General features: G+C 40.2%; 25 protein-coding genes. 13 read left to right on the top strand and 12 right to left on the bottom strand.

The window, feature by feature from the left end; all coding sequences use genetic code 11:
* Positions 1–46: 46 nt before the first annotated feature.
* The 3 genes from K8L98_RS02850 to K8L98_RS02860 form a co-directional block, all read right to left on the bottom strand.
* On the bottom strand, positions 47–826 hold the full coding sequence (locus K8L98_RS02850; RefSeq protein WP_223439517.1) for an SDR family oxidoreductase: 780 nt from the start codon (positions 824–826) through the stop codon (positions 47–49).
* Positions 827–1,096: 270 nt separating this feature from the next.
* Positions 1,097–2,584, bottom strand: coding sequence for a sodium:solute symporter family protein (locus K8L98_RS02855; protein ID WP_223443093.1), 1,488 nt, complete (start codon positions 2,582–2,584; stop codon positions 1,097–1,099).
* A complete protein-coding gene (locus tag K8L98_RS02860) occupies positions 2,584–2,784 on the bottom strand; it encodes a DUF3311 domain-containing protein (protein WP_223439519.1) in 201 nt (66 codons plus the stop codon). The genes K8L98_RS02855 and K8L98_RS02860 overlap by 1 nt, the downstream gene beginning before the upstream one ends.
* A gap of 238 nt (positions 2,785–3,022) precedes the next feature.
* On the opposite strand from K8L98_RS02860, the gene K8L98_RS02865 reads away from it, so the two are divergent.
* The 6 genes from K8L98_RS02865 to K8L98_RS02890 all read left to right on the top strand — a co-directional run bounded on the left by K8L98_RS02865 (position 3,023) and on the right by K8L98_RS02890 (position 8,026).
* Positions 3,023–3,373 carry a lmo0954 family membrane protein gene (locus K8L98_RS02865; protein WP_223439521.1) on the top strand — a complete coding sequence of 117 codons (351 nt, stop codon included), beginning with the start codon at positions 3,023–3,025 and terminating at the stop codon, positions 3,371–3,373.
* Positions 3,374–3,394: 21 nt separating this feature from the next.
* Positions 3,395–4,039 (top strand): PspA/IM30 family protein, encoded by a 645-nt coding sequence (locus K8L98_RS02870; RefSeq protein ID WP_223439523.1) that lies wholly within the window; start codon positions 3,395–3,397, stop codon positions 4,037–4,039.
* Between the two features lie 79 nt (positions 4,040–4,118).
* Positions 4,119–4,850, top strand: a complete 732-nt coding sequence (liaF, locus tag K8L98_RS02875; protein ID WP_223439525.1) for a cell wall-active antibiotics response protein LiaF — start codon at positions 4,119–4,121, stop codon at positions 4,848–4,850.
* Positions 4,847–5,887 (top strand): sensor histidine kinase, encoded by a 1,041-nt coding sequence (locus tag K8L98_RS02880; RefSeq protein ID WP_223439527.1) that lies wholly within the window; start codon positions 4,847–4,849, stop codon positions 5,885–5,887. The genes liaF and K8L98_RS02880 overlap by 4 nt, the downstream gene beginning before the upstream one ends.
* Complete coding sequence (locus tag K8L98_RS02885; RefSeq protein ID WP_223439529.1) at positions 5,880–6,512, top strand: response regulator transcription factor; 633 nt, start codon at positions 5,880–5,882, stop codon at positions 6,510–6,512. Before K8L98_RS02880 ends, K8L98_RS02885 begins: the two co-directional genes overlap by 8 nt.
* Positions 6,513–6,718: 206 nt before the next feature.
* A complete protein-coding gene (locus K8L98_RS02890; RefSeq protein ID WP_223439531.1) occupies positions 6,719–8,026 on the top strand; it encodes a globin-coupled sensor protein in 1,308 nt (435 codons plus the stop codon).
* 79 nt (positions 8,027–8,105) lie between these two features.
* Here the strand turns inward: K8L98_RS02890 and K8L98_RS02895 are convergent, their stop codons facing one another.
* The 9 genes from K8L98_RS02895 to K8L98_RS02935 form a co-directional block, all read right to left on the bottom strand.
* Entirely contained in the window at positions 8,106–8,663 is a 558-nt protein-coding gene (locus tag K8L98_RS02895) for a bifunctional transcriptional activator/DNA repair enzyme AdaA (RefSeq protein WP_223439533.1), read from the bottom strand.
* A gap of 22 nt (positions 8,664–8,685) precedes the next feature.
* Positions 8,686–9,456 (bottom strand): isocitrate lyase/PEP mutase family protein, encoded by a 771-nt coding sequence (locus K8L98_RS02900; RefSeq protein ID WP_223439535.1) that lies wholly within the window; start codon positions 9,454–9,456, stop codon positions 8,686–8,688.
* Between the two features lie 117 nt (positions 9,457–9,573).
* On the bottom strand, positions 9,574–10,887 hold the full coding sequence (locus tag K8L98_RS02905) for an SLC5/6 family protein (protein WP_223439537.1): 1,314 nt from the start codon (positions 10,885–10,887) through the stop codon (positions 9,574–9,576).
* Positions 10,888–10,889: 2 nt separating this feature from the next.
* The gene (locus tag K8L98_RS02910) at positions 10,890–11,576 is read right to left on the bottom strand and encodes a response regulator transcription factor (protein WP_223439539.1); all 687 of its coding nucleotides are present in this window, start codon (positions 11,574–11,576) and stop codon (positions 10,890–10,892) included.
* A 2-nt stretch (positions 11,577–11,578) separates the two neighbouring features.
* Positions 11,579–12,361 carry a sensor histidine kinase gene (locus tag K8L98_RS02915; protein WP_223439542.1) on the bottom strand — a complete coding sequence of 261 codons (783 nt, stop codon included), beginning with the start codon at positions 12,359–12,361 and terminating at the stop codon, positions 11,579–11,581.
* A gap of 65 nt (positions 12,362–12,426) precedes the next feature.
* Entirely contained in the window at positions 12,427–13,410 is a 984-nt protein-coding gene (locus tag K8L98_RS02920) for an ABC transporter ATP-binding protein (RefSeq protein ID WP_223439544.1), read from the bottom strand.
* Complete coding sequence (locus tag K8L98_RS02925; RefSeq protein WP_223439546.1) at positions 13,407–14,411, bottom strand: ABC transporter ATP-binding protein; 1,005 nt, start codon at positions 14,409–14,411, stop codon at positions 13,407–13,409. The genes K8L98_RS02920 and K8L98_RS02925 overlap by 4 nt, the downstream gene beginning before the upstream one ends.
* Before the next feature lie 12 nt (positions 14,412–14,423).
* Positions 14,424–15,344 carry an ABC transporter permease gene (locus K8L98_RS02930; protein WP_223439548.1) on the bottom strand — a complete coding sequence of 307 codons (921 nt, stop codon included), beginning with the start codon at positions 15,342–15,344 and terminating at the stop codon, positions 14,424–14,426.
* A gap of 19 nt (positions 15,345–15,363) precedes the next feature.
* Entirely contained in the window at positions 15,364–16,269 is a 906-nt protein-coding gene (locus tag K8L98_RS02935) for an ABC transporter permease (RefSeq protein WP_338037012.1), read from the bottom strand.
* 188 nt (positions 16,270–16,457) lie between these two features.
* On the opposite strand from K8L98_RS02935, the gene K8L98_RS02940 reads away from it, so the two are divergent.
* From K8L98_RS02940 to K8L98_RS02970, 7 genes are all read left to right on the top strand, one after another.
* Positions 16,458–18,041, top strand: a complete 1,584-nt coding sequence (locus K8L98_RS02940) for a glutathione ABC transporter substrate-binding protein (protein WP_223439550.1) — start codon at positions 16,458–16,460, stop codon at positions 18,039–18,041.
* Between the two features lie 84 nt (positions 18,042–18,125).
* Entirely contained in the window at positions 18,126–19,385 is a 1,260-nt protein-coding gene (locus K8L98_RS02945; protein ID WP_223439552.1) for an amidohydrolase family protein, read from the top strand.
* On the top strand, positions 19,354–20,595 hold the full coding sequence (locus K8L98_RS02950) for an amidohydrolase (RefSeq protein ID WP_223439554.1): 1,242 nt from the start codon (positions 19,354–19,356) through the stop codon (positions 20,593–20,595). Before K8L98_RS02945 ends, K8L98_RS02950 begins: the two co-directional genes overlap by 32 nt.
* The gene (locus K8L98_RS02955) at positions 20,592–21,557 is read left to right on the top strand and encodes a DMT family transporter (protein ID WP_223439557.1); all 966 of its coding nucleotides are present in this window, start codon (positions 20,592–20,594) and stop codon (positions 21,555–21,557) included. Before K8L98_RS02950 ends, K8L98_RS02955 begins: the two co-directional genes overlap by 4 nt.
* Positions 21,558–21,682: 125 nt before the next feature.
* The gene (locus K8L98_RS02960; RefSeq protein WP_223439559.1) at positions 21,683–22,372 is read left to right on the top strand and encodes a DUF2306 domain-containing protein; all 690 of its coding nucleotides are present in this window, start codon (positions 21,683–21,685) and stop codon (positions 22,370–22,372) included.
* 167 nt (positions 22,373–22,539) lie between these two features.
* Positions 22,540–23,604: a putative 2-aminoethylphosphonate ABC transporter substrate-binding protein gene (locus K8L98_RS02965; RefSeq protein ID WP_420828820.1), complete on the top strand. Its 1,065-nt coding sequence runs from the start codon at positions 22,540–22,542 to the stop codon at positions 23,602–23,604.
* Positions 23,605–23,666: 62 nt separating this feature from the next.
* The gene (locus K8L98_RS02970) at positions 23,667–24,674 is read left to right on the top strand and encodes an ATP-binding cassette domain-containing protein (protein ID WP_223439561.1); all 1,008 of its coding nucleotides are present in this window, start codon (positions 23,667–23,669) and stop codon (positions 24,672–24,674) included.

Consider the following 24,674-nt stretch of genomic DNA (forward strand, 5'->3'; position numbering starts at 1 on the left):
CTTTTTTATCCGAAAAAAACACCTTCAGTTTAGAAGGTGCTGCAGGTTAAAGCAATGATTCTGCTCCATCAATATAGACTTCAGTGCCCGTAATATGACTGGATAAATCGGATGCAAGAAAATAAACTAGATCTGCCACTTGTTCAGGCGAGCCTGCTTTCTTTTCTAAAGGCTGCTCGCCCTCTGGAAACTCGACTGGGATTTCTACCTTTTTTATGTTTTCTTCTTCTGTAAAGGTATTGCTGTCGATGTTTGTTTCAATGGCTCCAGGACAGATCATATTGACTCGGATTTTATATCCTGCAAGCTCCAGGGCAGCCATTTTTCCAAATCCGACCTGGCCTATTTTTGACGTGCTGTAGGCTGACCGGCCAAATCCTCTGTATAAGCGGTTGCCATTAATAGAGCTGGTAATGATAATGCTGCCGCCTTTTTCTTTCATATACGGAATCGCATATTTGACACTCAGAAATGTACTTCTTAAATTCGTGTTGATTGTTTGATCCCAGTCCTCTGGAGCAAGGTCCTCAATCGGGGTCCATCTGCCGTTAATCCCCGCGTTTGCAAACACGATATCGATTTGCCCCCACGTGCTGATGACTTTTTTGTAGCTGCTCTCCATTCGTTTCGCATCGGATACATCACACTCAACAATGATGGCCTCTCCGTTTTTAGCTTCAATCGCAGATTTCACTTTTTTGGCATTTTCCTCTTTTATATCTAAAAGAGCTATTTTTGCTCCCTGTTCTGCAAGTTTCATTGCGGCAGCTTCACCGATGCCGGAGCTTGCGCCAGTAACAATCGCTACTTTGCCAGATAGATTCATAATGGGGACAGCCTCCTTATTATTGCACTTTTCTTGTTATTATCCCCTTATTGCCGAGTAAGGAAACCCCTTTATAAAAAGGCTGTGGCCGGATGCTTTATGTATTGTATATCTGAAGTAGTGAAGATCTCGCCATTAATATCGTTGTGTTGACTGATTTTACAGTGTGCACCATAACATTTCAAACGCATCGGGTACAAAGTGAAATTCAATCTTTGAATAGGTAATAAAAGAAAAACAGGTACATTTATGTAATGTACCTGTTTTTTATTAAGCGCCTTTTCTGATAGGTTCATGCTGCTTTTTATTCTGAAAAAGGAATTTGGCAACATGGTTTGTTTTTGCTGAAAAAATCGGATTTAAGATGAATAGAGTCAAGAAGTTAGCTGATAATCCCCAGAAACCTTCATAAACTCCAAAAGAAAGGCCTGTTCCATATACTGTGAATGTTACCGTCAGTCCTACGAGGAGACCGATAATGGTTGCTTCCTTCGTCTGCTTTTGCCAAAAAAGGCTGAGCACGATGGCAGGGAATATCTGAACCATTCCTGATACCCCAAGCAGCTGCAGGGATACAAGAGCAGTCGGAAATAATAATCCAAAGATTAAGGCTAAACCGATTACCAGAAAAACCATGCTTCTTGTAATCATTGTCAGCTTTGCAGGTTTTACTCGGGGATTGATTAAATCTCTATAGATATTATTAGCGAATAAATTCGATGCGCCAATCGCCATGATGGAGCATGGAATGAGAGAAGCAAGGGCAATTGTTGAATAAGCGAGGCCCTGTGCAACACCGCCATAGGATGTCTGAATCAGCGTCAGCAGCGCAAATCGCGGATCCGTATCTCCCGGCAGAACGAGAAAAGCAATGAATCCCAAGAAGATGACAAGAATTAATACGACATTATATAAAGGCAAAAATATCGAATTCTTACGGATGGCATCTGCGCTTCTGGCTGTAAATACACCTGTAGCAGCATGAGCCCACATAAACAGGGCAAGAGAAGAGACAACTGCCGCACTAGAGAACCACATCAGCCCTTTTGGTCCTGATTCAGGGATCGTTAAAAGCTGGGGAGCTTCTGTCACTACTTTATCGATCATCGGTGTCCATCCCCCAAAGTGAATGATTGGAAGAGATGCAACCATGAAAAGCATAATGGCCCATACAAGAACATCTTTAATAATGGCTGTGTATGTTGGACCTTTGATTCCACTGAAGAAAGTATACAGTGCAACTAAGAAAAAAGAAGTAATAACAACGACGGTTACATTAATATATCCAGTTCCCGCAACACGCAATGTATCCATAATACCGCTGAGCTGCAAATCGATATAAGGAATCAGCATAAGTACGCCAACGATAGCAATTAACGACGAAAGCAGCTTGCTGTCAAAGCGCTCGCGTGCATAATCTGCAAGTGTTGTCAGCTGAAATTCTTTTGCCACCTTCCAGAGCTTCGGAAGGAAAAAATAAGCGATAAAGTACGCGAGCACCGAATAAGGAATCGCGAAAAAGGCAATGCTCCCGGCCTGAAATGCTGTACTGGTCAAACCAAGAAAGGTATAAGCGGTGTATAGATCTGCACCTACTAAAAACCAGACAAGCAGTCCTCCAAATTTTCTGCCTCCAACTGACCACTCTTCAACAGAGCTTCTCGATGCTTTATCACGTCCGGCTAAAAATCCAATTAATACAACCGTTAAAATAATGAATATCGTAATGCTTAGTGCTGTCACATTTCCCTGCTGCATCATTCAAGACCTCCCTGATTCTTTTGGATTTTAAAGATTCCCCACGTACATAAAGGAGTCAGGGCAATCCACAGGAAGAGCCAGAGGTGAAGGAACGGCAATCCGAGTATGATCGGATCGATCCTGTTTACGAAAGGAAGCAAGATAATCTGTAAAAATGGGATAAAAATAAGTAAACCAATAAAATATTGCTTTTTCACTAAAATGCCTCCTGTAGTTACATAGTTGAATGTTCATTATGATAACAAGGAAATAAGTATCGGACAAGAGGGAATTTTTAAAATTATATAAAAATTTAATATATTAGAAGGAATAATGTTGGACCATGCGGTCTCATGGACTGCTACGCCTCAAGTCTTAGTTCAAAATAAAGCTCTGGCTCGTTATGAGAAAACCGCAGGGAAGGTAGGATAGAGATATAGAAAGGAGGAACAGAATATGAAAAAATTCGGTTTATTGATCGCAGGGGGAATAGCAGCCATAGTCCTGCTCGCAAATCTTGCCCCAATGCTGGCACTGGCCATCAGTCTGGTTATCCTTTATTACTCGTATAAAGGATTCATGAAGACTGATTCAACTGGAATGAAAGTTTTCTGGGCAATCGCCGGAATCATTGCCTTATGTGCGTCGGCATCAAATCTTCCAGCCGTACTTGGCGCAGTCGCAGCTTACATCCTTTATATTGTCTATAAGAAATGGAACAACAAAGAAAAGACTGCTTTTAAAGAAACAAACGACCCATTCACAAATTTTGAAAGACAATGGGCAGAAATGAAAAAAAATCAATAATTGAAAGAGGAGAGGTAAAAAATGAGTAATTTGTTTACAAGAATTAAGGAAACAATCAAGGCAGATTTTCACGAAATTCTGGATCAAAAAGAGCAGAAAAATCCAATCGCTCTGCTGAATCAATACTTAAGAGAATGTGAGCAGGAAACTGATAAGGTCCGAAACCTTGTGGAAAGACAGTATTTATTAAAAGAGGAATTCACACGCGAATATAAGCAGGCAGAGCACCTTACTGAAAAACGCAAGCGCCAGGCAGAAATTGCAGCACAGGCCGGCGAGACAGAACTGCATGAATTTGCAGTGAGAGAACATGAACAGTATCAGGAGCGTACAGTAAGATTGAGCGAATCCTTAAAAGAAGTAACCCGTCAATTAGAAGATCTTGAACGCAAGTATGAAGAAATGAAGCATAAACTAAAGGACATGTATATCAAGCGCATGGAACTGATGGGCCGTGAAAATACAGCACGCGCTTCTCACCGCATGAACAAAGTATTAGACAACAGCAGCTATTCGGCTGGTTCGTATGGCCGCTTTGATGAGATGGAAAACTATCTTGAGCGATTAGAGCATCAGGTCAATACAGGCTATCACCGCAATACAATTGATGGCAGAATTGCACAGCTTGAAAAAGAACTTAAAAAAGAAGATTCTATTACACAATAAAAACATGGTATTCTAGAGAAGGCGTAGGTTTCTGCGCCTTTTTAAAAACAAAATCGGGAAGGAAAGGAGGTAAGCCCATATGCTCAAAAAAGCGAACGCTGATATGATGACGTATATTTTACTCATTGGAATCGTGCTCCTTATGCTTGAAGTCCTGTTTGATCATGGAGGGCTTATCTTTTTTCTGTTTTTCTCATCAATCTGCATATATCTTGGGAAAAAACGCCTTGCCAGGAAAACGGGAAAACTTCTCTTTTGGTTTGGCTTAATAAGTTTGATTATCACGGTCATGAATTTATGGGCAGTAAAATTTTTGATTTTCGCTTTCGCTATTTATTTATTGTTTCAATACAGGCAGTCTAAAAAAACGCCCGCTGTTATTACACCTGAAATCAAAGAATCCATTTCTCTGCAAAAAGAAGATGTTGTTTATAAGAAACCACTGTTCGGCAACAACGTTTTTGGCCAGCAGACTTCTGCAGAAGAAATCTATGAATGGAATGATATTAATATCCAAAGCGGAATCGGAGACACGATCATCGATCTCAGCAACACCGTATTGCCGAAGGAAGAATGCATCATCGTGATCCGGAATGTCATCGGAAATGTAAAAATCCTTCTCCCTTATGAGCTTGATGCAGCTTTTCAGCATTCTTCATGGGCCGGAGCAGTATCCATCTTTGAACATCGTGAGCCAAAGTTTTTTAATCAGGTTGTTTCGTATCAGACAAAAGGCTATGAGGATGCCGTGCAAAAGGTAAAAGTGGTGACATCTTCGATAGTTGGTGATCTAGAGGTGAAAAGGATATGAGCAGCATTTTTCGGCAAATGGCTTTAGGTGCAGCCATTTCTTTTTCCGTTCTCATCTTCTTATCTGCCAGTTTTTTTGTTATGTTTCCGCTTGATGACTGGAGCATTTTATGGGAAAGCGAAATGCTGGATCTTCCTTTAATCTATTTCGTTCCTGCAGTCAGTCTTTTAATTGGCTTGTTTCTCGGCTTTCTCTCGGGGATTTTTCTGCGAAGCGATATTGCACAGCTGTCGGATGGACTTTCACAGCTGGAGCAGGGAAAGTATGTAGATGGCGCTTTTAGCCGAAAATCAGGAGAGTTTGAAAAAATCTGGATACATCTGCGCAATCTTCAAAAGCACATGACAGAGCAAACAAAGCTTTCTCAAAAGCTTGCAAATGAAAAAGCGGAAGAGCAGGAAAAGCGCATTCAAAAAATAGTTTCTGAAGAGCGCAACAGGCTTGCAAGGGAGCTTCATGATTCAGTCAGTCAGCAGCTTTTTGCAGCATCCATGATGATGTCGGCAGTCAATGAATCAGCTGATCATCGCAGTGAGGCAGAAAATAAACAATTAAGCATTGTCGAGCAGATGATTCATCAGTCTCAGCTGGAAATGAGGGCTCTTCTTCTGCATCTCAGACCGGCTGCCCTAAAGGGGAAAACGCTTCACGAAGGAATGCAGGAGCTGTTAGAAGAGCTGCAGCAGAAGGTTCCGATGGAGATCTCATGGAAAATGGAAGAGATGAAGCTTGATAAAGGAATTGAAGATCACCTTTTCCGCATCCTCCAGGAATCTGTTTCAAATACTCTGCGCCATTCAAAAGCAGAAACACTTGAAGTGCTTTTTATTCAACGGGATGATCTGATATTGCTTAGAGTGATGGATGATGGAGCAGGATTTAAAGTAGATGCAGCTAAGACAGGAAGCTATGGTCTGCAGAATATGCACGAACGTGCAGCTCTGCTTGGCGGCACGATGAAAATAGTGAGCTTCCCCGGAAAAGGAACGAAGCTCGAGGTTAAAATACCAATTGTAAGGGGTGAGAATAATGATTAAAGTTTTATTTGTAGATGATCATGAAATGGTGCGGATTGGTGTGTCATCCTATTTAGCTGCTCAAAGCGACATCGAAGTAGTCGGCGAAGCTGATAACGGCTTTAAAGCAATCGAACTTGCACTCGAGCTCCGTCCTGACATAATCTTAATGGATCTTGTCATGGAAGGAATGGACGGGATTGAAGCAACCAGACAAATCATCGAGAACTGGCCAGAAGCCAAAATCATTATTGTCACAAGCTTTTTGGACGATGAAAAAGTGTATCCTGCTCTAGAAGCAGGCGCCACAAGCTATATGCTGAAAACATCTAAAGCAAGCGAAATCGCAAATGCAGTCCGGAATACGTTTCATGGGCAATCTGTTCTCGAACCAGAGGTAACTGGGAAAATGATGATGAAAATGCGTCAAAAACCTATTCATAACCCTCATGATGAGCTGACCGCCAGGGAGATGGAAATTCTGCTGCTCGTGGCAGAAGGAAAAACGAATCAGGAAATTGCCGATGAGTTATTTATAGCATTAAAAACAGTAAAAACCCATGTCAGCAATATCTTAAGCAAGCTCGGCGTGCAGGACCGCACACAAGCCGTTATTTATGCATTTAAACATTCCCTTGTACAATAAGGCGTGAAGGGATACATAGAGTGAGGACAAAGTGCAGATCACAAAAGATTTGCGCTTTTTTTTGCGGACAATAAATAGATTTGGGACTTTAGTTTTATCTTTTTATGCCGATAGTAAGAATAGAATGTCATTTTTAAAGATTGAACGTTTTTAGATCTTCTTAATAATAGAAATCAATTCACTAATTAAAAATAAGGGGTACGAGCATGCTGAAACTTTTCTCAAAAAAACAGACGGCAGAAACATTTAATCCTGTCATGGGGTTTCCTGATAATAAACAGATGGTATTTGTTGAAGATAAAGAATTATCTTCGAGGCTTGCATACATGGGTTATACCAATGAACAGCTCGAAACATTAAAAGAACTGAAGCCAGTTGTCCTGCCGCTGCTTGATGAGCTCCTTGAATCAGTTCTGAATCACTTATTTAAGCAGCCTGTATTAAGCAGGATTGCTATGGATCATACGACAAGAGCACGCTTAAAAACAGTGTTTGCTGATTATTTTAAAAGTCTCCTGAGCGGTGAAATGGATGAACGATTTTTTGAGATGAGAAACCGTATCGGCGGAACGCATAACAGTGCTCACTTGCCTGTTACATGGTTTTTGGCGACATACTCGGCAATCAGCTCCCTGCTGATTCCACAAGTCATTCAGGTGCTTCAAAATGAGCCTCAAAAACTCTCTGTGGCCCTGCTGGCTCTTACACATGCAATAAATCTGGATTCACAGTTAGTAGTTGATCAATATATGCAAAAAAGAATGAATGAGCTGAATGATCTGAACGAAGAAAATGTAAACCTTCAACGGGAGCTGTCTTCCATCAGCCAGGAAATGGCGGCATCTGTTCAGCTTACAGACTCCACTATGAACGATACAAGCTCAAAGGCCGAACAAATCCGGGAAGAAATTCAATCAACTCAAAAAAGCAGCAAAAACCTCCTTAATTTGACGAACAAGAACGAAGAGCAAATGGACGAAATGGTTTCAGCGTTTGGAGAGGTTATTGAAAAAGTGGAAAACTCTCTTGAAGGCATCGGCAACCTTAAAGGCATATCAGATCAAATTACGAGAATGACAAAAGAAATTGAAGGCATTGCAGATCAAACGAATTTACTGGCTCTAAATGCATCAATTGAAGCTGCACGGGCAGGAGATCATGGAAAAGGCTTTGCTGTTGTAGCCAGTGAAGTCAGAAAGCTTGCGGAAGATTCCAAGAGAACGAGCAACGAAATTAACTCATTAATATCAAACAGCAATAAGCATATGGATACGATTGTCTCTATCATGAGTTCAATGAATGATTCAACTCAAACCTCCCAATCTCAAATTGCACAAGTTAGAAGCGGTCTGATAACTGTAAAAATGGAGATGGAGAATTACATGGAAATGTTTGGGCGGAATAAAGTGGATTTGGACGCAATTGTTGATTCCATTCAAGAAATTAATAAAACGACAGAAAGCTTATCGGAACTGGCCAACGTTTTACTGCAAAAAGCGGAGAGACAGCTATAAATTCCATATCAATTCTATTCAATCAAAAGGCTTTACCTGAAAAAGGCAGAGCCTTTTAATTTTGGTTCCTTCAATGTCTTTAACTGGAAAGGTTTCGATATTCACTTGGCGAACAATTTTTCAAACGGCGAAATATCTTGTAAAAATTTGAAGGACTTTGGAATCCAGTTTCAAAGCAAATATCCAGATTATTTTTGTCCGTGCTTATCAGAAGATGGGCAGCCTTGTCGACTCTTATTTTTTCCAAATAGGATCGTGGAGTTTCAGCCGTTTCCTGTTTGAATAGCCGTTCGAGATAAAACGGACTTACTCCGGCATGTTCTGCAATATCCTGTAATTGGAGCTTTTGATTATAATTGTTTACCAGGAAAGCAATAACCTTTCTGACAAGTACAAGATGGGGAGAGTGTTCTATTTCTGGCTGACACCTCTTGCAGGCACGGAATCCGGCTTGTTCTGCACTTAATAGGTCATTGTAAAATTCAACATTTATTTTTTTAGGCTTTCTGGATCGGCAAGAAGGACGGCAATAAATTTTAGTTGTTTTCACTGCCGTAAAAAATAACCCATCATAGGTTTGATCACAAGCAATGATTTTCTCCCACTTTTCTTCAAAAGAAAGGTTAACATCCGGCATAATAGGACACCCCGCCTCAAGGTTATTTCTCGTATAAGTGTGCAGTATCGCTATACTCTAATAAGTGAGCGGCATTCATCTCTAATAAAGATATCATTTTGTCAGATAGTGCATTTCCGAAGCTGAAGCGTTTAACTCCTAATTCTTTAAGCTTAGTACCATTCGTTAGCCCAGGTAAAGATAAAATATTAAGCGGAGCGTTTACATGAAAGACAATTTCCTTTATTTCTTCATCTGCTGACAATCCGGGAACAAAAATTCCGCTGGCTCCGCTTTCTGCGTATGCCTTTGCCCGATCGATTGTTTCCAAAAGAGGATGTTCCTTTTGGAGATACGTATCGATTCTGGCATTTATATAAAATCCTTCAAAGCCAGTACGATCTAACTCTGTTCTCATTTTTGACAATAAGCGGCTGTGCTGTTCAACTTCTTTAAGTCCCATTTGTTTCTTCAGTGAATCCTCAATATTTATACCTGCGACACCTGCATCAGCTGTTCTTAACACATTAGAAACGATTGTATCCATGTCTTCTCCATAACCAGCCTCAATGTCTGCAGAAACGGGGATTTTAACAGAATCAGCAATCCTTTTAATAATCTTTAAATGACTATCAAAATCAATGTTTTCACCATCTGTAAATCCAAGAGAGCGGGCAATTCCAAAGCTTGTCGTGCCAATTGCTTTAAACCCTGCTTTTTCAAGTGCCAAAGCAGACAGCTGGTCCCAGGCATTGCCTAAAAATAATAAATCTTCTGTTGAGTGGAGCTCATTAAACGTATTTATTTTGTTCATTTTCCAGCCTCCTAATGTTTTGGATGTTCCTATTTTAACAAGGAAGCTGGATCCATTTCGTCCTCATTCTTGCTCTTATGGTCTTTCGGTGAGTATGGGGCTCAGAGAGGCTGAATCTTAATTATTTCCACGATAATCATACCTCGCTTTATTCATTACAAGATAAAGGAAGACCAGTATACTTGCTGTGAAAAAGCTGATCCAAATGGAGAAAATGGAAGATTGATAAAAAAGGGATATTGTTCCGGCCGTCCATCCTGCTAATGAGCAGTACGGCAAGTAAGCGGGAATTTCCTTTCGGTAGAAAATAACTGCTGCCATTGTTGGGATAATCGATGCATAGACTTGCCCAAAAAAGAAAATGAGCTCAAGTAAATTGGGAGACAGAAGAGAACTAATTGCAAACAGCGACAGAGAGAGAATACCCGCAGCGATGTAAGTATTTTTAAGCTGGGTACGTTCGTTCCAATTAAATTTGTCAGTAAGCATATTTCGGATAATCATAATAGATGTTGCATGCAGTTCGGCGCCCACTGTAGATGCTAGAGCACTGAAGCAGCAGCCGATAAACAGCAATAATAAAAATAATGAGTCCATTTTATCAATGAGCTGGAAGAGTACGGAATAAAGATTTTCATATCCTTGGCTGAAAATCGCTATGACAATCATTCCGGAGAAGGCAATGGGAATGGTTGCCCAAATAATGCCTGCCATCATGAATGATGTCCTGATTTTCTTTTTTTCAATAATGTAGAGTCGCTGCCAGCTGGCTCTATCTATCAAGACCTGCCCAAATCCGATTAATAGAGCAGTAAGGACAAAGGGGGTGACAGAGCTGTTTTTGAGAAATAATAAGTAGGGATGGTAGAGATGAAGGCCATCATAAACAGGAAAAATCCCTTCTTGGATAAAAAAATAAACGGGTATTAGAATAATAGCAGCAAAAATAAGGGAAATATGTACCCCCTCAAATTGATGAATTTTCTTCATACCGCCAATTCCACCCAGTAAAAAGCAGTATACAAAAAAAATGAACAGCCCAACAAAAACAGGAATGTCAAATAGCAAATGAAGCAATATACCTGCCCCAAGGGACTGTATAAAGAGGGAGTCAATACTTGTAATCAATAAGACTGTCATGACAAACCAGTAGGAATTCCCCTTGAGCCTTGTCGTTAAGACATCGCCAATTGTCATGGCATCTGGAAAGCGTTCTCGTATAATCGGGGCAATCCAGCCAAAAGAAAAGAGAGCAAAGGCACCCATTAATGCGTAGCCCACACCTCCTAAAAGTCCATATTTAACAAGTGTTTCTGGTGATGAAAGAATGGTATTGCCTGTAATCCATCTCGCTAAAAGAGAAACGACGCCATATGCAATCCCGAATTTAATGCCTCCTTGAATATAGTGATGATAGACTCCCTGCTTCATAATTAAACCTTCTCTCTAAGCCTGTATTCTCTCGGTGATAAACCAGTCTGTTTTTTAAATAAAACGCTAAAATAATGCTGGCTATTAAATCCGCACTCTTCTGAAATAGAAGATATGGATTTCTCTGATTCCTGCAGTAATTGTTTCGCCATTTCAATTCGATAGTCATTTAGATATTCAGAGAAACTGATTTTCATTTCTTCGTGAAACTTCCTGCTTAAATAGGCACTGTTGATATGGATTTGATTCGCCAGAAAGGAGAGGGAGAGTTTTTGGCTATATTGTTCATGGATAATATTTATTGCTTCTTGAATGATGTGTGATTGAACATCCGAATGCTGATAGTTCTCTAACACCTTGCACAGCTCTTCTTCAATAATCGGCTTGGTAATATAATCTTTTGCTCCTAATCGAATGGAAGCTTGTGCATAATCAAAAGACTGATAGGCGGTTACCATTACGATGTCAAGTTTTTTTAGCCTTTTTAATTCTAGACCTAGTTCAATGCCGGACTTTCCTGGCAGCTGAATATCCAGCAGAGCAAGTGAAATAGGATATTCATTCATTACTTTTACAGCTTTTGATGCATCAATTGCTTTATGGATAGTCCAATAAGGAAAACGGTGCTGTATGATATATTCGAGTTGTTCTAGTTCAAGAGGTTCATCATCGACAAGCAGTATATGCATATTTAACTCTCCTTTTGGAAATTATAGCGGTTTTCTATCAATAATTTTGGCCAGAGAGTTTGAACGTTTGTCCCATGCTCTTCTTGCTGCAGTTTAAGATAGGTCTGTTTTAGCGGGAACAGCATTTGCAGCCTTTTTTGAATATTCAATAGACCTAAGCCTATTTCATCGTCTTCCTGATAAGATGCGTAATCAACTTCAGGAGAAGAGGTATTCCATACATCTAATTGAATATGTTCGTTTTCTTCTTTAATAGAGATGATTAATTTGACACTGCCGGGTGTCTTTTCCAATCCATGTTTAAAAGAATTCTCAACAAGAGTTTGCAATAAGAAAGGCGGGATAAGGGCGCTTAAAACCTCATTCTCAGTTTTCCATATGATTTCAAGTCTTTCTCTGAATCGGATTTTTTGAATATCCAGATAGTACTGTGTGTATCTTGCTTCCTCTTCAATCGTGATGAAAGGCTCTGTTTCTTTGTATTTGAATTTTAAGTATTTAGAGAGAACTTCGATGGAGGAAATCAGTTCTTCTCTTCTGTTTAATCTTGCTAAACTAAGGATGACATTCAGTGTATTAAAAAAGAAATGCGGCTGTATTTGACGGCTAAGCTGATTGTATTTTGCTTCTTGAAGCTCCTGTTTCAGCATTAACTCTGTTTTTTCCTTTTTTAATTGATCTAATCTTTTCTCAAAAATGAATAAGAACAATAAGCTAAAAGCCCCGAGTAAAGGGGCTAAAACACAAATCATTATATAGAAGGAAAAGGACTCAAGTGTAATCATTGTAAGACTCCCCGAACTAATTATGTATCTATTCTAGTAGAAAAAGAAGATTCTGAAAACATCTATTAAACGTAATGACAGCGGGAAAAATGACCATCTTTTCCAATCATAGGGGGGAGTTCAGCTATACATAGATCTGTCGCTAAAGGACAGCGAGTATGGAATTTGCATCCGGACGGCGGATTTAAAGGAGAAGGAACATCTCCTTTTAAAATGATTCTCTCTTTTTTCTTTACTGAAATTTCTGCCACTGGAATTGCTGATAGTAATGCTTTTGTATAGGGATGCTGCGGCTCCTGAAACAATTGGTGTTTTGATCCTACCTCTACAAGCTTTCCTAAGTACATGACCATCACACGATCAGAAATATGTCTTACTACACTAAGATCGTGTGAAATAAAAAGGTACGTTAATTGCAGCTCTTTTTGAAGCCGTTTTAATAAATTCAAAATCTGTGCTTGAATGGAAACATCGAGAGCAGAGACGGCTTCATCACAAATGATGATTTTAGGGTTAACTGAAAGCGCACGGGCGATGCCGATTCTTTGTCTTTGGCCGCCGCTGAATTCATGAGGTAAACGGTCTAATGAAGCAAGGGGAAGACCGACATAATCCATGAGTTCTTTCATTCTTTGCTCTTGCTGTGATGGTGGAAGCACCTTCTGAATAGTCATTGCTTCTTTCAAAATTTTTCTTACGGTTTGACGCGGGTTTAATGATGCATATGGATCCTGAAAGATAACTTGAATATCACCTCTCATTTTTCTTAGGTCTCTTTTAGATAGACTGGTTAGGTCTATTCCATTATATTTAATGACTCCCTCAGTTGGTTTTTCCAGCTGCAGGATAGCACGGCCGGTAGTTGATTTTCCGCATCCCGATTCCCCAACAATACTTAATGTTTCCCCTTCATAAAGGGTGAAGCTGATGTCATCAACTGCTTTTACTTCCTGTTTGGGCTGAAACAGAGATTCACGTTTAACAGGAAAGTATTGCTTGAGTCCACTGATTTCTAATAATGGCTTTTTTACAGCTATCGCTTCTGTCATTTTGCCTTCACTCCTTTTTTTTGTGAGTCTGGGGTATAAAGGAAACAGCGAATTTGACTGCCATCCTCTAAAGTAGCAAGAGATGGTTCCTCCTCATGGCATTGCGCTGTTGCCAGCGGACATCGAGGAGAAAAACGGCATCCCTTCGGCATATCGTATGGCGAAGGGACATTTCCTTTCATTGTTTGTAATTCTTCCTGATCTTCATGCAGTTTAGGCAGAGAGGACATGAGACCGGTCGTGTATGGGTGTTTCGGGTTTACAAATAGCTGTTCGGTTGTACTGTATTCAACGATCTGACCTGCGTACATTACAGCTACTTTGTCACATAATTCAGCAACAACACCAAGATCATGAGTGATAAAAATAATGCCCATATTTAATTTCTTTTGAAGATCTTTCATTAATTCCAGGATTTGCGCTTGTATAGTTACATCAAGTGCTGTAGTCGGTTCGTCTGCAATTAATATCTCCGGATTACAAGCTAGAGCCATTGCAATCATTACCCGCTGACGCATTCCGCCGCTTAACTGAAAGGGCTCCTGTTTTGCCCGTTTATCAGGAGAAGGTATCCCAACGAGATCCAGCATCTCAACCGCTTTTTTCCACGAGTCCTTTTTAGACAGCCTTTGATGAACCCGTATCGCTTCAGCAATTTGTTCTCCAACCGGTATGACTGGATTTAAAGAGGTCATTGGTTCTTGGAAAATCATCGAAATTTGATTTCCTCTCATCTGACGCAGCTCTTTCTCAGACATTTGTAAAATATCTTTCCCCTTAAAGTTAATTGTTCCATCAACAATTTTTCCCGGGGGAGAAGGGATAAGACGAAGGATGGAAAGCGATGTCATACTTTTTCCACAGCCTGATTCCCCGACAATCCCAAGAGTTTCCCCTTCATGCAGAACAAAATCAATGCCATCGACAGCTTTGGTTACGCCCTTTTTTGATGAAAAATAGGTTTTGAGATTATTTACTTTCAGCACAACTTTTTTATCCATACCTGATCACTCCTAATTTAACTCGATTCGTTTATTAAAGAATCGATATAAAATATCAACAAATAAGTTAACAAAAACGAAGACGAGGGAGGCGATAAGAACGCCGCCTTGTACCATTGGCAAATCCCGCATGCGTATGGAATCTACGATCATACGCCCGAGACCGTTAATGGCAAAAACGGATTCGATCAAAACTGTTCCGCCAAGTAAAGCCCCAAATTGAAGTCCTACTACAGTGATAACTGGTATTAGTGCATTTCGAAGTGCATGTTTATAAATAATGACGTAACCTTTTAGACCTTTCGCTTGAGCCGTGCGAATATAATCCTTTCGCACAACTTCAAGCATGCTCGAGCGGGTCATTCTGGCTACGATTGCAGCGCCTCCTAACCCAAGGGTAAAAGCAGGTAAAATAATGTGGAGGATACTGTCCCACCCTGCAACAGGCAATAGATGCAATTTAACGGAGAAAACATACATTAAAAGCATCCCAAGCCAGAAGCTTGGAAGAGAAATACCTAATAAGGCCACAATCATGACAGTAATATCAGTAGGAGAGTATGGTCTTACTGCCGAGATAATACCTGCTGCCATTCCAAGGACAATGGTAATCATTATGCTGTAGAACGCTAATTCAATTGTAATAGGCAGTCTTGCAAGGACCTCTTGAAGGACAGGCTGCTGACTTTTTAATGATGTTCCCAAGTCTCCTTGAAAGACATTGAGGATATAGTCGCCATATTGCATGTACAGAGGTCCATTTAGACCTAATTCTTCTCGTATTTGATTGATTGTTTCTTTTGATGCACCTTCACCTGCAAGTAATACTGCTGGATCCCCTGGCACCATCTGCATAATTAGAAATACAACGAGTGTTACTCCAAATATGACTGGGATTATTTCCAGTAATCTTCGAAAAATATAAAATATCACAATTTTCTCCTCCGGTTCATTATGATTTTAGCCGCGGATCCAAGGCATCGCGCAATCCGTCTCCAAATAAGTTAAACCCGAGAACAAGAACAGAAATGGCGAGCCCTGGGAATAATGCGATATATGGAGCACTGAACAGAAAATCTCTGCCGCTGGATAGCATCGTTCCCCATTCTGGTGAAGGGGGCTGAGCTCCCAAGCCTAAGAAAGAAAGACCTGCGGCTGAAAGAATAGCTGTTGCTAAGCGCAATGTTCCTTGAATGATGATAGGTGATAGGATATTCGGCAGAATATGCTTGAAAATAATTGTCCCATCATTTGCTCCCAATGAACGAATGGCGTCGATATATTCGAGTTTTTTTGTTTCAAGAGTTGAGCCTCTCACTACCCTTGCGAATAAAGGAACCGAAAATATTCCAACAGCAATCATGACATTCACTAGACTTGGTCCTAGCGCACTGATAATGGCAAGTGCTAATAGAATCCCAGGGAAAGCGAGCATAACATCTAAAATCCTGCTGATTATTGTATCAACCCAGCCGCCATAATATCCTGCTGCAAGTCCCATGATAATTCCGAAAAATGCCCCAAATGAAACTGCAGCAAATCCGATTCCCATGGATAATCTTGATCCATAGAGGATTCTTGCCAGAATATCCCTTCCCTTATCATCTGTTCCCATCCAATGCTCAAAGCTCGGCTGCTGAAGCTTTTTGTCTAATTGAATTTCAAATGGATCATGTGCAGCAAGGAGCGGAGCAAAAAGGGCAATTAAAATATAAAAAAGGATAATCGCCCCGCCGACTACGGCTGCTTTGTTTTTAGAAAAGATTTCCCAAAATTGTCGTAACCTTCCGATGAACAGTGTTGGGCCAGGTTCAGAAAAGCTTCTTTGTACCTCTTCAGCCTTTAGTTCTGTCGTCATCATGTGTCCCCCTCATGAAATTTTTTTGTGTAACCTAAAGATAGTGGAAGCAGAAAGAAAAAAATAGACAATCTTTTAGAATTGTCAAAATAGTAAAAAAACAAGTAAAGATATTGCAAAAAATTCTGTGATTTCTTTTTTATAATGCAATTAAGCCTTGCAAACATAAAAAAGGAAGAAGGGGAAAAATGAGGAATTCAAGAAAACTTAAGAAGAGTATGAAAGGTCTTATGGTTCTATTCATCATCATGTCGATGCTTTTGGTGCAAGCATGTTCTACAGGCAATACCAGTAATGAAACAGCATCAAGTGATGAAAGCGGAAAGAAGAGAGGGGGGGTTCTAAAGGTCGTTCGACTATCTGATGCCACGAATCTGGATCCTCATTTTATTACGGATATTCCCTCGGCAAATGTTTTATATCAAAAGGTTTATGAAACATTGGTCACATTTGATAAGGACATGAAAATTGTTCCCGGATTGGCTAAAAGCTGGGAACAGACTGATGATATAACATGGGAATTCACTTTAAATGAAGGGATTACTTTCCACGACACCTCCAAGTTTAATGCAGATGCTGTAAAGAAAACCTTGGATCGTTTGATAGATCCAAAGACAGGCTCCCCTCAAAAGGATAAGCTCGGCATGATTAAGGAAGTAAACGTTCTTGATGAGAACAAGGTTCAAATCAAACTTAGTACGCCATATGCCCCTCTCCTTTCGATTTTAGCCAGTAATGAAGGGAGTATTATAAGTCCCAAAGCAATTGAAGAAAGTTCAGATACCTTATCAAAAAAACCAGTAGGAACTGGACCTTTTAAATTTGAATCCTGGAAATCAGGCGAGTCCATTACCCTTGTGAAAAATGATAAATACTGGGGAGAGAAACCTCTTATTGATGGGATTGAATTTGAAGTTGTTCCAGAGGATTCTACTCGTATTGCGATGGTTGAAACAGGAGAAGCCCATATCAATGATCAGGTGCCTGTAACGGAAATTGATAGAATTAATAACTCAGACACTCTTAACCTCTATCGGACAGAAGGACTGGCCGTTGAATACATTGGATTTAATACACAAAAAGCTCCTTTTGATAATGTGAAGGTACGCCAAGCGATCTCTTCTGCCATAGAAAGAGAAGCGATAATAAAAGGGGTTTACAACGGAGCAGGAACACTGGCCAATGCGGCAATGAGCCCAAAAGTGTTCGGATACAGCAAAGAAATAAAGCCATACGAGTATAATCCAAATAAAGCAAAAGATTTGCTGAAAGAAGCCGGCTTCAAAGACGGATTGGAGTTAACGTTAATAACAAGTGACCGTAAAGAGAGAATTAACATGGCAGAGGTCATTCAGTCACAGTTAAAAGGGATTGGCGTTAACGTAAATATTCAAGTATTAGAGTATGGAGCCTATATTGAAGCGGTGGATAAAGGTGAACAAGATATGTTTATTGGAGGGTGGGGAAATGCCACAGGAGATGGAGATTATAATCAGTATAACTTGTTCCACTCCGACTCTCATGGTTCTCCGGGAAATCATTTCTACTATACGAACAAAAAAGTCGATCAATTAATTGAACAAGCCAGAAAAGAAACAGATCCAGAAGTGAGAAAAAAGCTGTATGAGGAAGCGATGGCCATCGAAATGGACGACGCTGTGTACATTCCAATAAGAAACTACGAGCACATGGCCATATATAACAATGAAGTAAATGACTTCTGGCTTAATGCTGTCAACTATTTAATGGTAAATGACGTTACACTAGAGTAAGAGGAATAGGTGGCTCAGGCGAAAAAACGCTCCGGGTCACCATCCTTGGTTAATAGAAAAAATCAATATGGGGGGAACTTTACAGTGAATACATTTTGGCTGAAAAATGTCAGGCTTGAAACGGGTTTTAAAAAGGAAAATGGCACAGTTACGGGGACCGTTGCGCAAGAGTTTCATTTGAAAATAGAAAATGGAAAGCTAACGTCCATGACAGCAGATGAAAACGAGATCAAGAATTCTTTACCTGTTGTTGATGCAAAAGGAAAGCTCATGCTGCCATCCTTTCGTGAAATGCACATACATATTGATAAAACGTATTTTAGCGGTCCGTGGAAAGCGTGTCGTCCAATTACAAATGGCATCTTTACCAGAATTGAGGAAGAAAAGGACCTGCTGCCTAAACAATTCCCATTTGCTCAAGAACGCGCAGAGAAAATGATTGAGCTGCTGCTGCAAAATGGCCATACACATATCAGAACACACTGTAATGTTGAACCGACATCTGGCCTGAAAAATCTTGAAATAACAATAAATGCGCTAGAAAAATATAAAAATTTCATAACCTATGAAATTGTTGCCTTCCCTCAGCACGGGTTATTGCGAAGCGGCTCTGTGCAATTAATCAGAGATGCAATGAAAAATGGAGCAACACATGTAGGCGGAGTGGATCCAGCGACAATCGACCGAAATATTGAAAAATCTTTGTGGACAACATTTGATATTGCGGCAGAACACAATGCAGGTATAGATATTCATCTCCATGAACCTAATTCATTAGGAGCCTTTACTTTTGAACGTCTTGCTGATTTTACGAAAGAAGCCAAAATGAAGGGGAAAGTGACAATCAGTCATGCCATTGCACTGGGTGATCTAGAAGGTCAGCCGCTCGTAGATATTATGAATGTTTTAAAAGAACAAGAAATTGATATTACAACTACTGTTCCGATAAATCGTCATACTATTCCAATTCCTGCATTAGATAAACATGGATTAAAAGTATCTGTTGGCCACGACAGTCTTACTGATCATTGGTCTCCATTTGGAACTGGGGATACAGTGGAAAAATTAAGTGTTTTAGCGGAACGTTTCCGTTGTATTGATGAATTTTCATTAAATAGATCTTGGAAATATGCCTCAGGCGGTGTCACTCCTCTTAATGATGCAGGTGAACAAGTGTGGCCGAAAGTTGGGGACCAGGCAGACTTTATTTTAGTGGATGCAAGCTGTTCAGCTGAAGCTGTTGCAAGAAGAGCACGAATTGTATCTGTCTATAAGAATGGGAATAAAGCAGATCAATCTTGCTTAGAAAGGAATGATGAACTTGAAATGGCTGAAGAACGTTAAATTAGAGGTGGGAAATCAGCTTAACGAAGATGGACTTATTGAAACGAAAACAGATCTATTCCATATTGGAATTAAAGAGGGAAAAATTATGGAGCGGCTGCACCATACTGAAAGTATCTCAGAACAGGCAGAAGTGATTGATGCAAACGGATTACTTGCGATTCCAACCTTCAAGGAAATGCATAACCATTTGGACAAAACCTATCTATCTTTGGATTGGAAGGCTTGCAAGCCAGTAAAGAATCTAAATGAACGGCTCCATTTTGAAGCGCAGGAACTAAAAGAACTTGCACCAACAGCGAAGCAACGGGCAATGAGCATGATTGAAATGATCTTATCCAAAGGCTCAACCCACATCAGAACGCATGTTAACATTGATCCCTATATTGGTCTGAAAAATTTAGAAGGTGTTCTTGAAGCACTAGAAGAGTTCAAAGGTGTGATTACCGCTGATGTCATTGCTTTTCCGCAGCATGGATTATTAAGAGATGATGTTCCGCAGTTAATGAGAAAAGCGATGAGAAATGGAGCTACAATGGTCGGAGGACTGGACCCTGCTGGTATCGACCGCTCGATTGAGAAATCATTATACGAAACAATGGAAATTGCTGCAGAGTTTAACGCAGACGTTGATATTCATTTACACGATGGAGGAAACGTAGGAACCTATACAATAGATAAGTGGATGGATTACGTTGAAGAAGCGAACTGGCAGAACCGCTCTGCTATCAGCCATGCTTTCTGTATCGGAGAGGTTCCTGAAGCTCAGCAAAGAGCACTTGCAGAACGCTTAAGGGAAAATGGTGTCTCAATTATGTCAACCATTCCTCTTACAAAATCTTTACCGCCAATCGAGCTTTTAGATGCTCATGGCGTAGATGTCCACTTTGGCTGTGATGGTTTTTATGATTCATGGAGTCCTCATGGGAATGGAGATGTGCTCGAGAAGGTTCAAAAATATGCACAAATTAGCCGCAGAATTGATGAGGTGTCGCTTCGGAGCACGTTAAAGTGGGCAACGGGAGGCGTAACAGCGTTAACAAATAAAGGAGAATATCTATGGCCGAAAGCTGAAGATAAAGCAAATTTCATTTTCATAGAGGCTGCTTCCTCAGCAGAAGCAGTTGCAAGACGTCCAGATCGGAAAGCCATCATGATAAATGGGGAAATTGTATACGGAACGTTAAGTAAATTAGAGTATACAGTATGAAGCATATTCTTATGAGAAAGCCCATGTTCATCTATATGGGCCTTCTTTTTTGTGTCATTTGCTGGGGCAGTAACTTTATCTTTGGAGCAATCCTGATAAACTATTTCCGTCCAATGGAAATTGCATTCATACGGCTCCTTTTCATCAATCTCTTTTTATTTATCATTTTGTTTAAAGTTGTTACCGCTCATCAGCCATTTAAAAAGGGCGTCCTATTTCTTATGATGATCGGATTCATTGGTGTTACATTAAATCATTGGAGTTTCTATGCAAGTTTAACAAAAGCAGAACCTGTTACTGCGGCACTTATCTTAGCGACTGCACCCATTTTCACAGCGTTTATTAATTTTGTATTATTTAAGGAAGCAAAGAAAATCCTCTTTTGGGCTTGGAGTATGCTTAGTTTTGCAGGTGTGACTCTGGTTATCGTGAAAAAAGGTTCTATTGTAATCGGTGCTGGAGAGGGATACATCTTTCTTACTATGTTATCTTTTTCTTGTTTTATGGTTATGGTTGAAAGATACGCAAACAGTTTCTCTTCTGGAATCATAACCTTTTACTCCAGCTTTTTTGGCATGGTATTCATGACAGCCGCCCTTCCATTCTCGGACGTCAGCCTAACGAGAACTGCACCGGCAGGTATGTGGTTATTGCTCATAGTGACCGGCATTATCATGCATGGAATCTGTCCGCTTATTTGGAATCATTGTATTTCCAAGGTCGGTTCTACCAATGCATCACTGCTATTAAATATGGAGCCATTTATTGCAATGATGGCAGGTTATCTGATTTTAAAAGAAACGGTAAGTTCCATCCAATTTATTGGATCGCTGCTGATCATTACAGGGGTTGCTATGGCGATACAGTCGAATAAACGGAATGCCTTAGTAGCGGGAGACGGCATGAGCAATGAGTTTTTGCGTAATCTTGGAAAAAAAAGAGACAAATCTCTTAAACTTTAAATTGAAAGTAAGGCTGCGGGTATGTATGATACGCAGTCTTTTTGCATTGAGATAAAAAATTAACACAAATGATAATAAGAAAATAATGTAAAAAATGGTAAAGTAAAATGATGGGAGTGATTCACGTGGAGTTATTTCAATTTTTTAAAATCCTTCATATTATTGGCGGATTTATTGCTTTGTTTGTCTTTTGGGTTCCAATCGTCACGAAAAAAGGAGGCAAGGCCCACCGGGTAACAGGCTGGGTTTATACCGGCGGTATGATTGTGGTGGCAATCAGCGCTTTTTATATGGGTGCATACCGCATTTTTTTTGACCAGCATGCAAATCCAGAGCTCGTTTCATTTTCATGGTTTTTAATTTTTATTGCCATTTTAAGCTCAGCAGCAGCTTATTATGGCATTCGTGTCCTTCGGTATAAAAATCGAAAGGATCGGCACAGAAATGTACTTGATCTCTTCTATCCTTTGCTGCTCCTTTCATCTGGAATTGGAATGTGCATCTACGGGGGTGTAAATGACGTTCCTTTGCTGACATGGTTTCCGCTTGTTGGTATATTTCTTGGAATCTCCCAGCTTTCATATTGGCTTCAAAAACCGAAAAAGAAAATGCATTGGTGGTTTGAGCATTTTTCCGGTATGCTTGCCTGCTGCATTTCGACGATCACGGCTTTTATGGTATTTGGAGCTCCAAGGCTGCTTGCAATAGAATCAGTTAGTATCCTCTTGTGGTTCCTGCCGACAATCGTGATTACGCCTTTAATCGTCGGATTATCGATTTATTACAGAAAAAAATTTATAAAGAAAGCTGCTTAAGAAGAACAGAGGGGCATGGTCCCCTCTGTTTCTTTTTGATTTTAAAGACAAAGGAATACAACAAAAAAGCACACAAAACAAATTCTTAACTCCACGTTAATATTTGCTTAACATTGTGGTTTTATATTGTATTTGTAAGGAAAAATACTAAACGGGGAGAAAAAACAATGAAAAACCACATTCTTAAGCTTTTCGTTTTACTTATGTCTTTCACACTGTTGGCTGCTTGCGGGTCAAATGCAACAAACGGAGAAGCAAACAAAGAAATAGAAGGTGAACTTACGGTTTACACTGCTATTGAAGAAGAACTTATTCCAGAATACTTAAAATCGTTTGAGGAGAAATACCCGAATATTAACTTAAATATTGTCCGCGATTCAACCGGAATTATCACAGCTAAGCTTTTAGCAGAAGGTAAAGATACTGAAGCAGATGTTGTTTGGGGACTGGCTGCTTCAAGTCTGCTGGCGCTGGATGGGAAAGAAATGCTGGAAGGCTATACCCCAAAGGATTCAGATAAAATTCTTCCGGAATATAAAGATGCCAATCAGCCTGAAAAATGGGTTGGAAATACAGCATTTATGACTGGGATAGTTGTAAACGAAGTGGAGCTTGAAAAGAAAAACCTGCCAATTCCAAAAACGTATGAAGATTTAACGAAACCTGAGTACAAAGGGTTAATCGTTATGCCTCACCCTGCATCATCAGGCACAGGATACTTAACGGTAAATGCATGGCTGCAGATGATGGGCGAAGACAAAGGCTATGAATACATGGAAAAACTGCATGAAAACATCGGTACCTACACACATTCCGGGTCAAAGCCTGCTAAGCTATCTGCAGCTGGCGAATATCCAATTGGAATTTCATTAGTATACAGTGGTGTCACACAAAAACAAGATGGTGCCCCTGTAGATGTCATCCTCCCTGAAGAAGGCTTGGGCTGGGATGTTGAAGCGAATGGACTTATTGCTAAAAATGAGATGAAAAATGAAAAAGCTGCAAAAGCTTTCTTAGATTGGGCGATTACAGATGATGTGATGAAGAAATATTACGATGCAAATGGATTTTCAACAATGGAAAACAAGTTTGAAAAAGCAGAGGCATTTCCTGAAGGTGTACAAGATAAAATGTACAAAAAAAATGATCTGAATTGGGCTGCAGAAAACCGCGACATGATTCTTAAGAAGTGGGAAGCTGAATTTGGGGAAAAAGCAGAACCAAAAGAGTAAGAAAATGAGGCTGGGCGAGGACTTAGTTTCTCGCCAAATCCATTAGAAAGGCTGGTATAAAGATGCCGAATTCCTATCTGAAGGTCGAAGGAGTAAGTAAAAACTTCAATCAGTTTACAGCTCTTAACAATGTATCTTTTGACATTCGTAAAAATGAATTTGTTTGTCTGCTCGGACCGAGCGGATGCGGAAAAACAACCCTGCTGCGCATCATTGCAGGACTTGAGGAACCAAATGCAGGATGTGTTTATGTGAATGGCAAAGATATTACAGGTTTGCCTCCGGCTAAACGCAACTTCGGAATCGTGTTTCAATCCTATGCGCTGTTTCCTAATCTAACAGCTCTTCAAAATATCGAATTCGGACTGAAAACCCGCAAGGTTCCGAAAAAAAGAGTGAAAGAGAAAGCCCTGGAAGCTCTGAATCTAGTAGATCTTCTGCATGTTAAGGACAAATATCCGGCACAGCTCTCAGGCGGTATGCAGCAGCGTGTTTCACTTGCAAGAGCGATTGCACTTGAGCCGGACTTCCTGCTGCTTGATGAACCGTTATCAGCGCTTGATGCAAAGGTGCGTGAAAAACTGAGGTATGAAATTCGGGCCATTCAAGAAAAGATTGGGATCACAACCATTATGGTCACGCATGATCAGGAGGAAGCATTAACAATGGCAGATAGGATTGTCGTCATGAATCATGCTCAAATTATGCAGGCGGGTACACCGCAGGAAGTGTACCATCAGCCTAATCAGCCATTTGTTGCGAACTTTATCGGTTCTATGAATTTCTTGAACTCTGACACAAATCACCTGATGGCGATACGGCCTGAGCATGTTCAGGTTACGAATGACAGCGGAGCAAATGCAGTGATTGAAGCAGTTGAATTCAAAGGTCCTGTCTATCGTGTGAAAGTGAAAATAATAGAAAAGGAATCAAAGCTATATAATCAGAATTTGCTTGTAGATTTATCGGCTCATATGGCGCACCGGATGGATCTCTCGAAAGGGAAATCTTTGAAGATTACGCTGCCTGATCATCGATTGTTAGCCTACAAAGAACAGGTGGTTGTCTAA

Origin of the sequence: Metabacillus dongyingensis (assembly GCF_019933155.2) — a bacterium.
Classification (GTDB): domain Bacteria; phylum Bacillota; class Bacilli; order Bacillales; family Bacillaceae; genus Bacillus_P; species Bacillus_P dongyingensis.

Excerpts from the sequence above, each read along its gene's own strand:
- K8L98_RS02850 (WP_223439517.1), bottom strand. The coding sequence starts at position 826 with ATGAATCTATCTGGCAAAGTAGCGATTGTTACTGGCGCAAGCTCCGGC.
- K8L98_RS02855 (WP_223443093.1), bottom strand. The coding sequence starts at position 2,584 with ATGCAGCAGGGAAATGTGACAGCACTAAGCATTACGATATTCATTATT.
- K8L98_RS02865 (WP_223439521.1), top strand. The coding sequence starts at position 3,023 with ATGAAAAAATTCGGTTTATTGATCGCAGGGGGAATAGCAGCCATAGTC.
- K8L98_RS02870 (WP_223439523.1), top strand. The coding sequence starts at position 3,395 with ATGAGTAATTTGTTTACAAGAATTAAGGAAACAATCAAGGCAGATTTT.
- liaF (WP_223439525.1), top strand. The coding sequence starts at position 4,119 with ATGCTCAAAAAAGCGAACGCTGATATGATGACGTATATTTTACTCATT.
- K8L98_RS02880 (WP_223439527.1), top strand. The coding sequence starts at position 4,847 with ATGAGCAGCATTTTTCGGCAAATGGCTTTAGGTGCAGCCATTTCTTTT.
- K8L98_RS02885 (WP_223439529.1), top strand. The coding sequence starts at position 5,880 with ATGATTAAAGTTTTATTTGTAGATGATCATGAAATGGTGCGGATTGGT.
- K8L98_RS02890 (WP_223439531.1), top strand. The coding sequence starts at position 6,719 with ATGCTGAAACTTTTCTCAAAAAAACAGACGGCAGAAACATTTAATCCT.
- K8L98_RS02895 (WP_223439533.1), bottom strand. The coding sequence starts at position 8,663 with ATGCCGGATGTTAACCTTTCTTTTGAAGAAAAGTGGGAGAAAATCATT.
- K8L98_RS02900 (WP_223439535.1), bottom strand. The coding sequence starts at position 9,456 with ATGAACAAAATAAATACGTTTAATGAGCTCCACTCAACAGAAGATTTA.
- K8L98_RS02905 (WP_223439537.1), bottom strand. The coding sequence starts at position 10,887 with ATGAAGCAGGGAGTCTATCATCACTATATTCAAGGAGGCATTAAATTC.
- K8L98_RS02910 (WP_223439539.1), bottom strand. The coding sequence starts at position 11,576 with ATGCATATACTGCTTGTCGATGATGAACCTCTTGAACTAGAACAACTC.
- K8L98_RS02915 (WP_223439542.1), bottom strand. The coding sequence starts at position 12,361 with ATGATTACACTTGAGTCCTTTTCCTTCTATATAATGATTTGTGTTTTA.
- K8L98_RS02920 (WP_223439544.1), bottom strand. The coding sequence starts at position 13,410 with ATGACAGAAGCGATAGCTGTAAAAAAGCCATTATTAGAAATCAGTGGA.
- K8L98_RS02925 (WP_223439546.1), bottom strand. The coding sequence starts at position 14,411 with ATGGATAAAAAAGTTGTGCTGAAAGTAAATAATCTCAAAACCTATTTT.
- K8L98_RS02935 (WP_338037012.1), bottom strand. The coding sequence starts at position 16,269 with ATGACGACAGAACTAAAGGCTGAAGAGGTACAAAGAAGCTTTTCTGAA.
- K8L98_RS02940 (WP_223439550.1), top strand. The coding sequence starts at position 16,458 with ATGAGGAATTCAAGAAAACTTAAGAAGAGTATGAAAGGTCTTATGGTT.
- K8L98_RS02950 (WP_223439554.1), top strand. The coding sequence starts at position 19,354 with ATGATGAACTTGAAATGGCTGAAGAACGTTAAATTAGAGGTGGGAAAT.
- K8L98_RS02955 (WP_223439557.1), top strand. The coding sequence starts at position 20,592 with ATGAAGCATATTCTTATGAGAAAGCCCATGTTCATCTATATGGGCCTT.
- K8L98_RS02965 (WP_420828820.1), top strand. The coding sequence starts at position 22,540 with ATGAAAAACCACATTCTTAAGCTTTTCGTTTTACTTATGTCTTTCACA.
- K8L98_RS02970 (WP_223439561.1), top strand. The coding sequence starts at position 23,667 with ATGCCGAATTCCTATCTGAAGGTCGAAGGAGTAAGTAAAAACTTCAAT.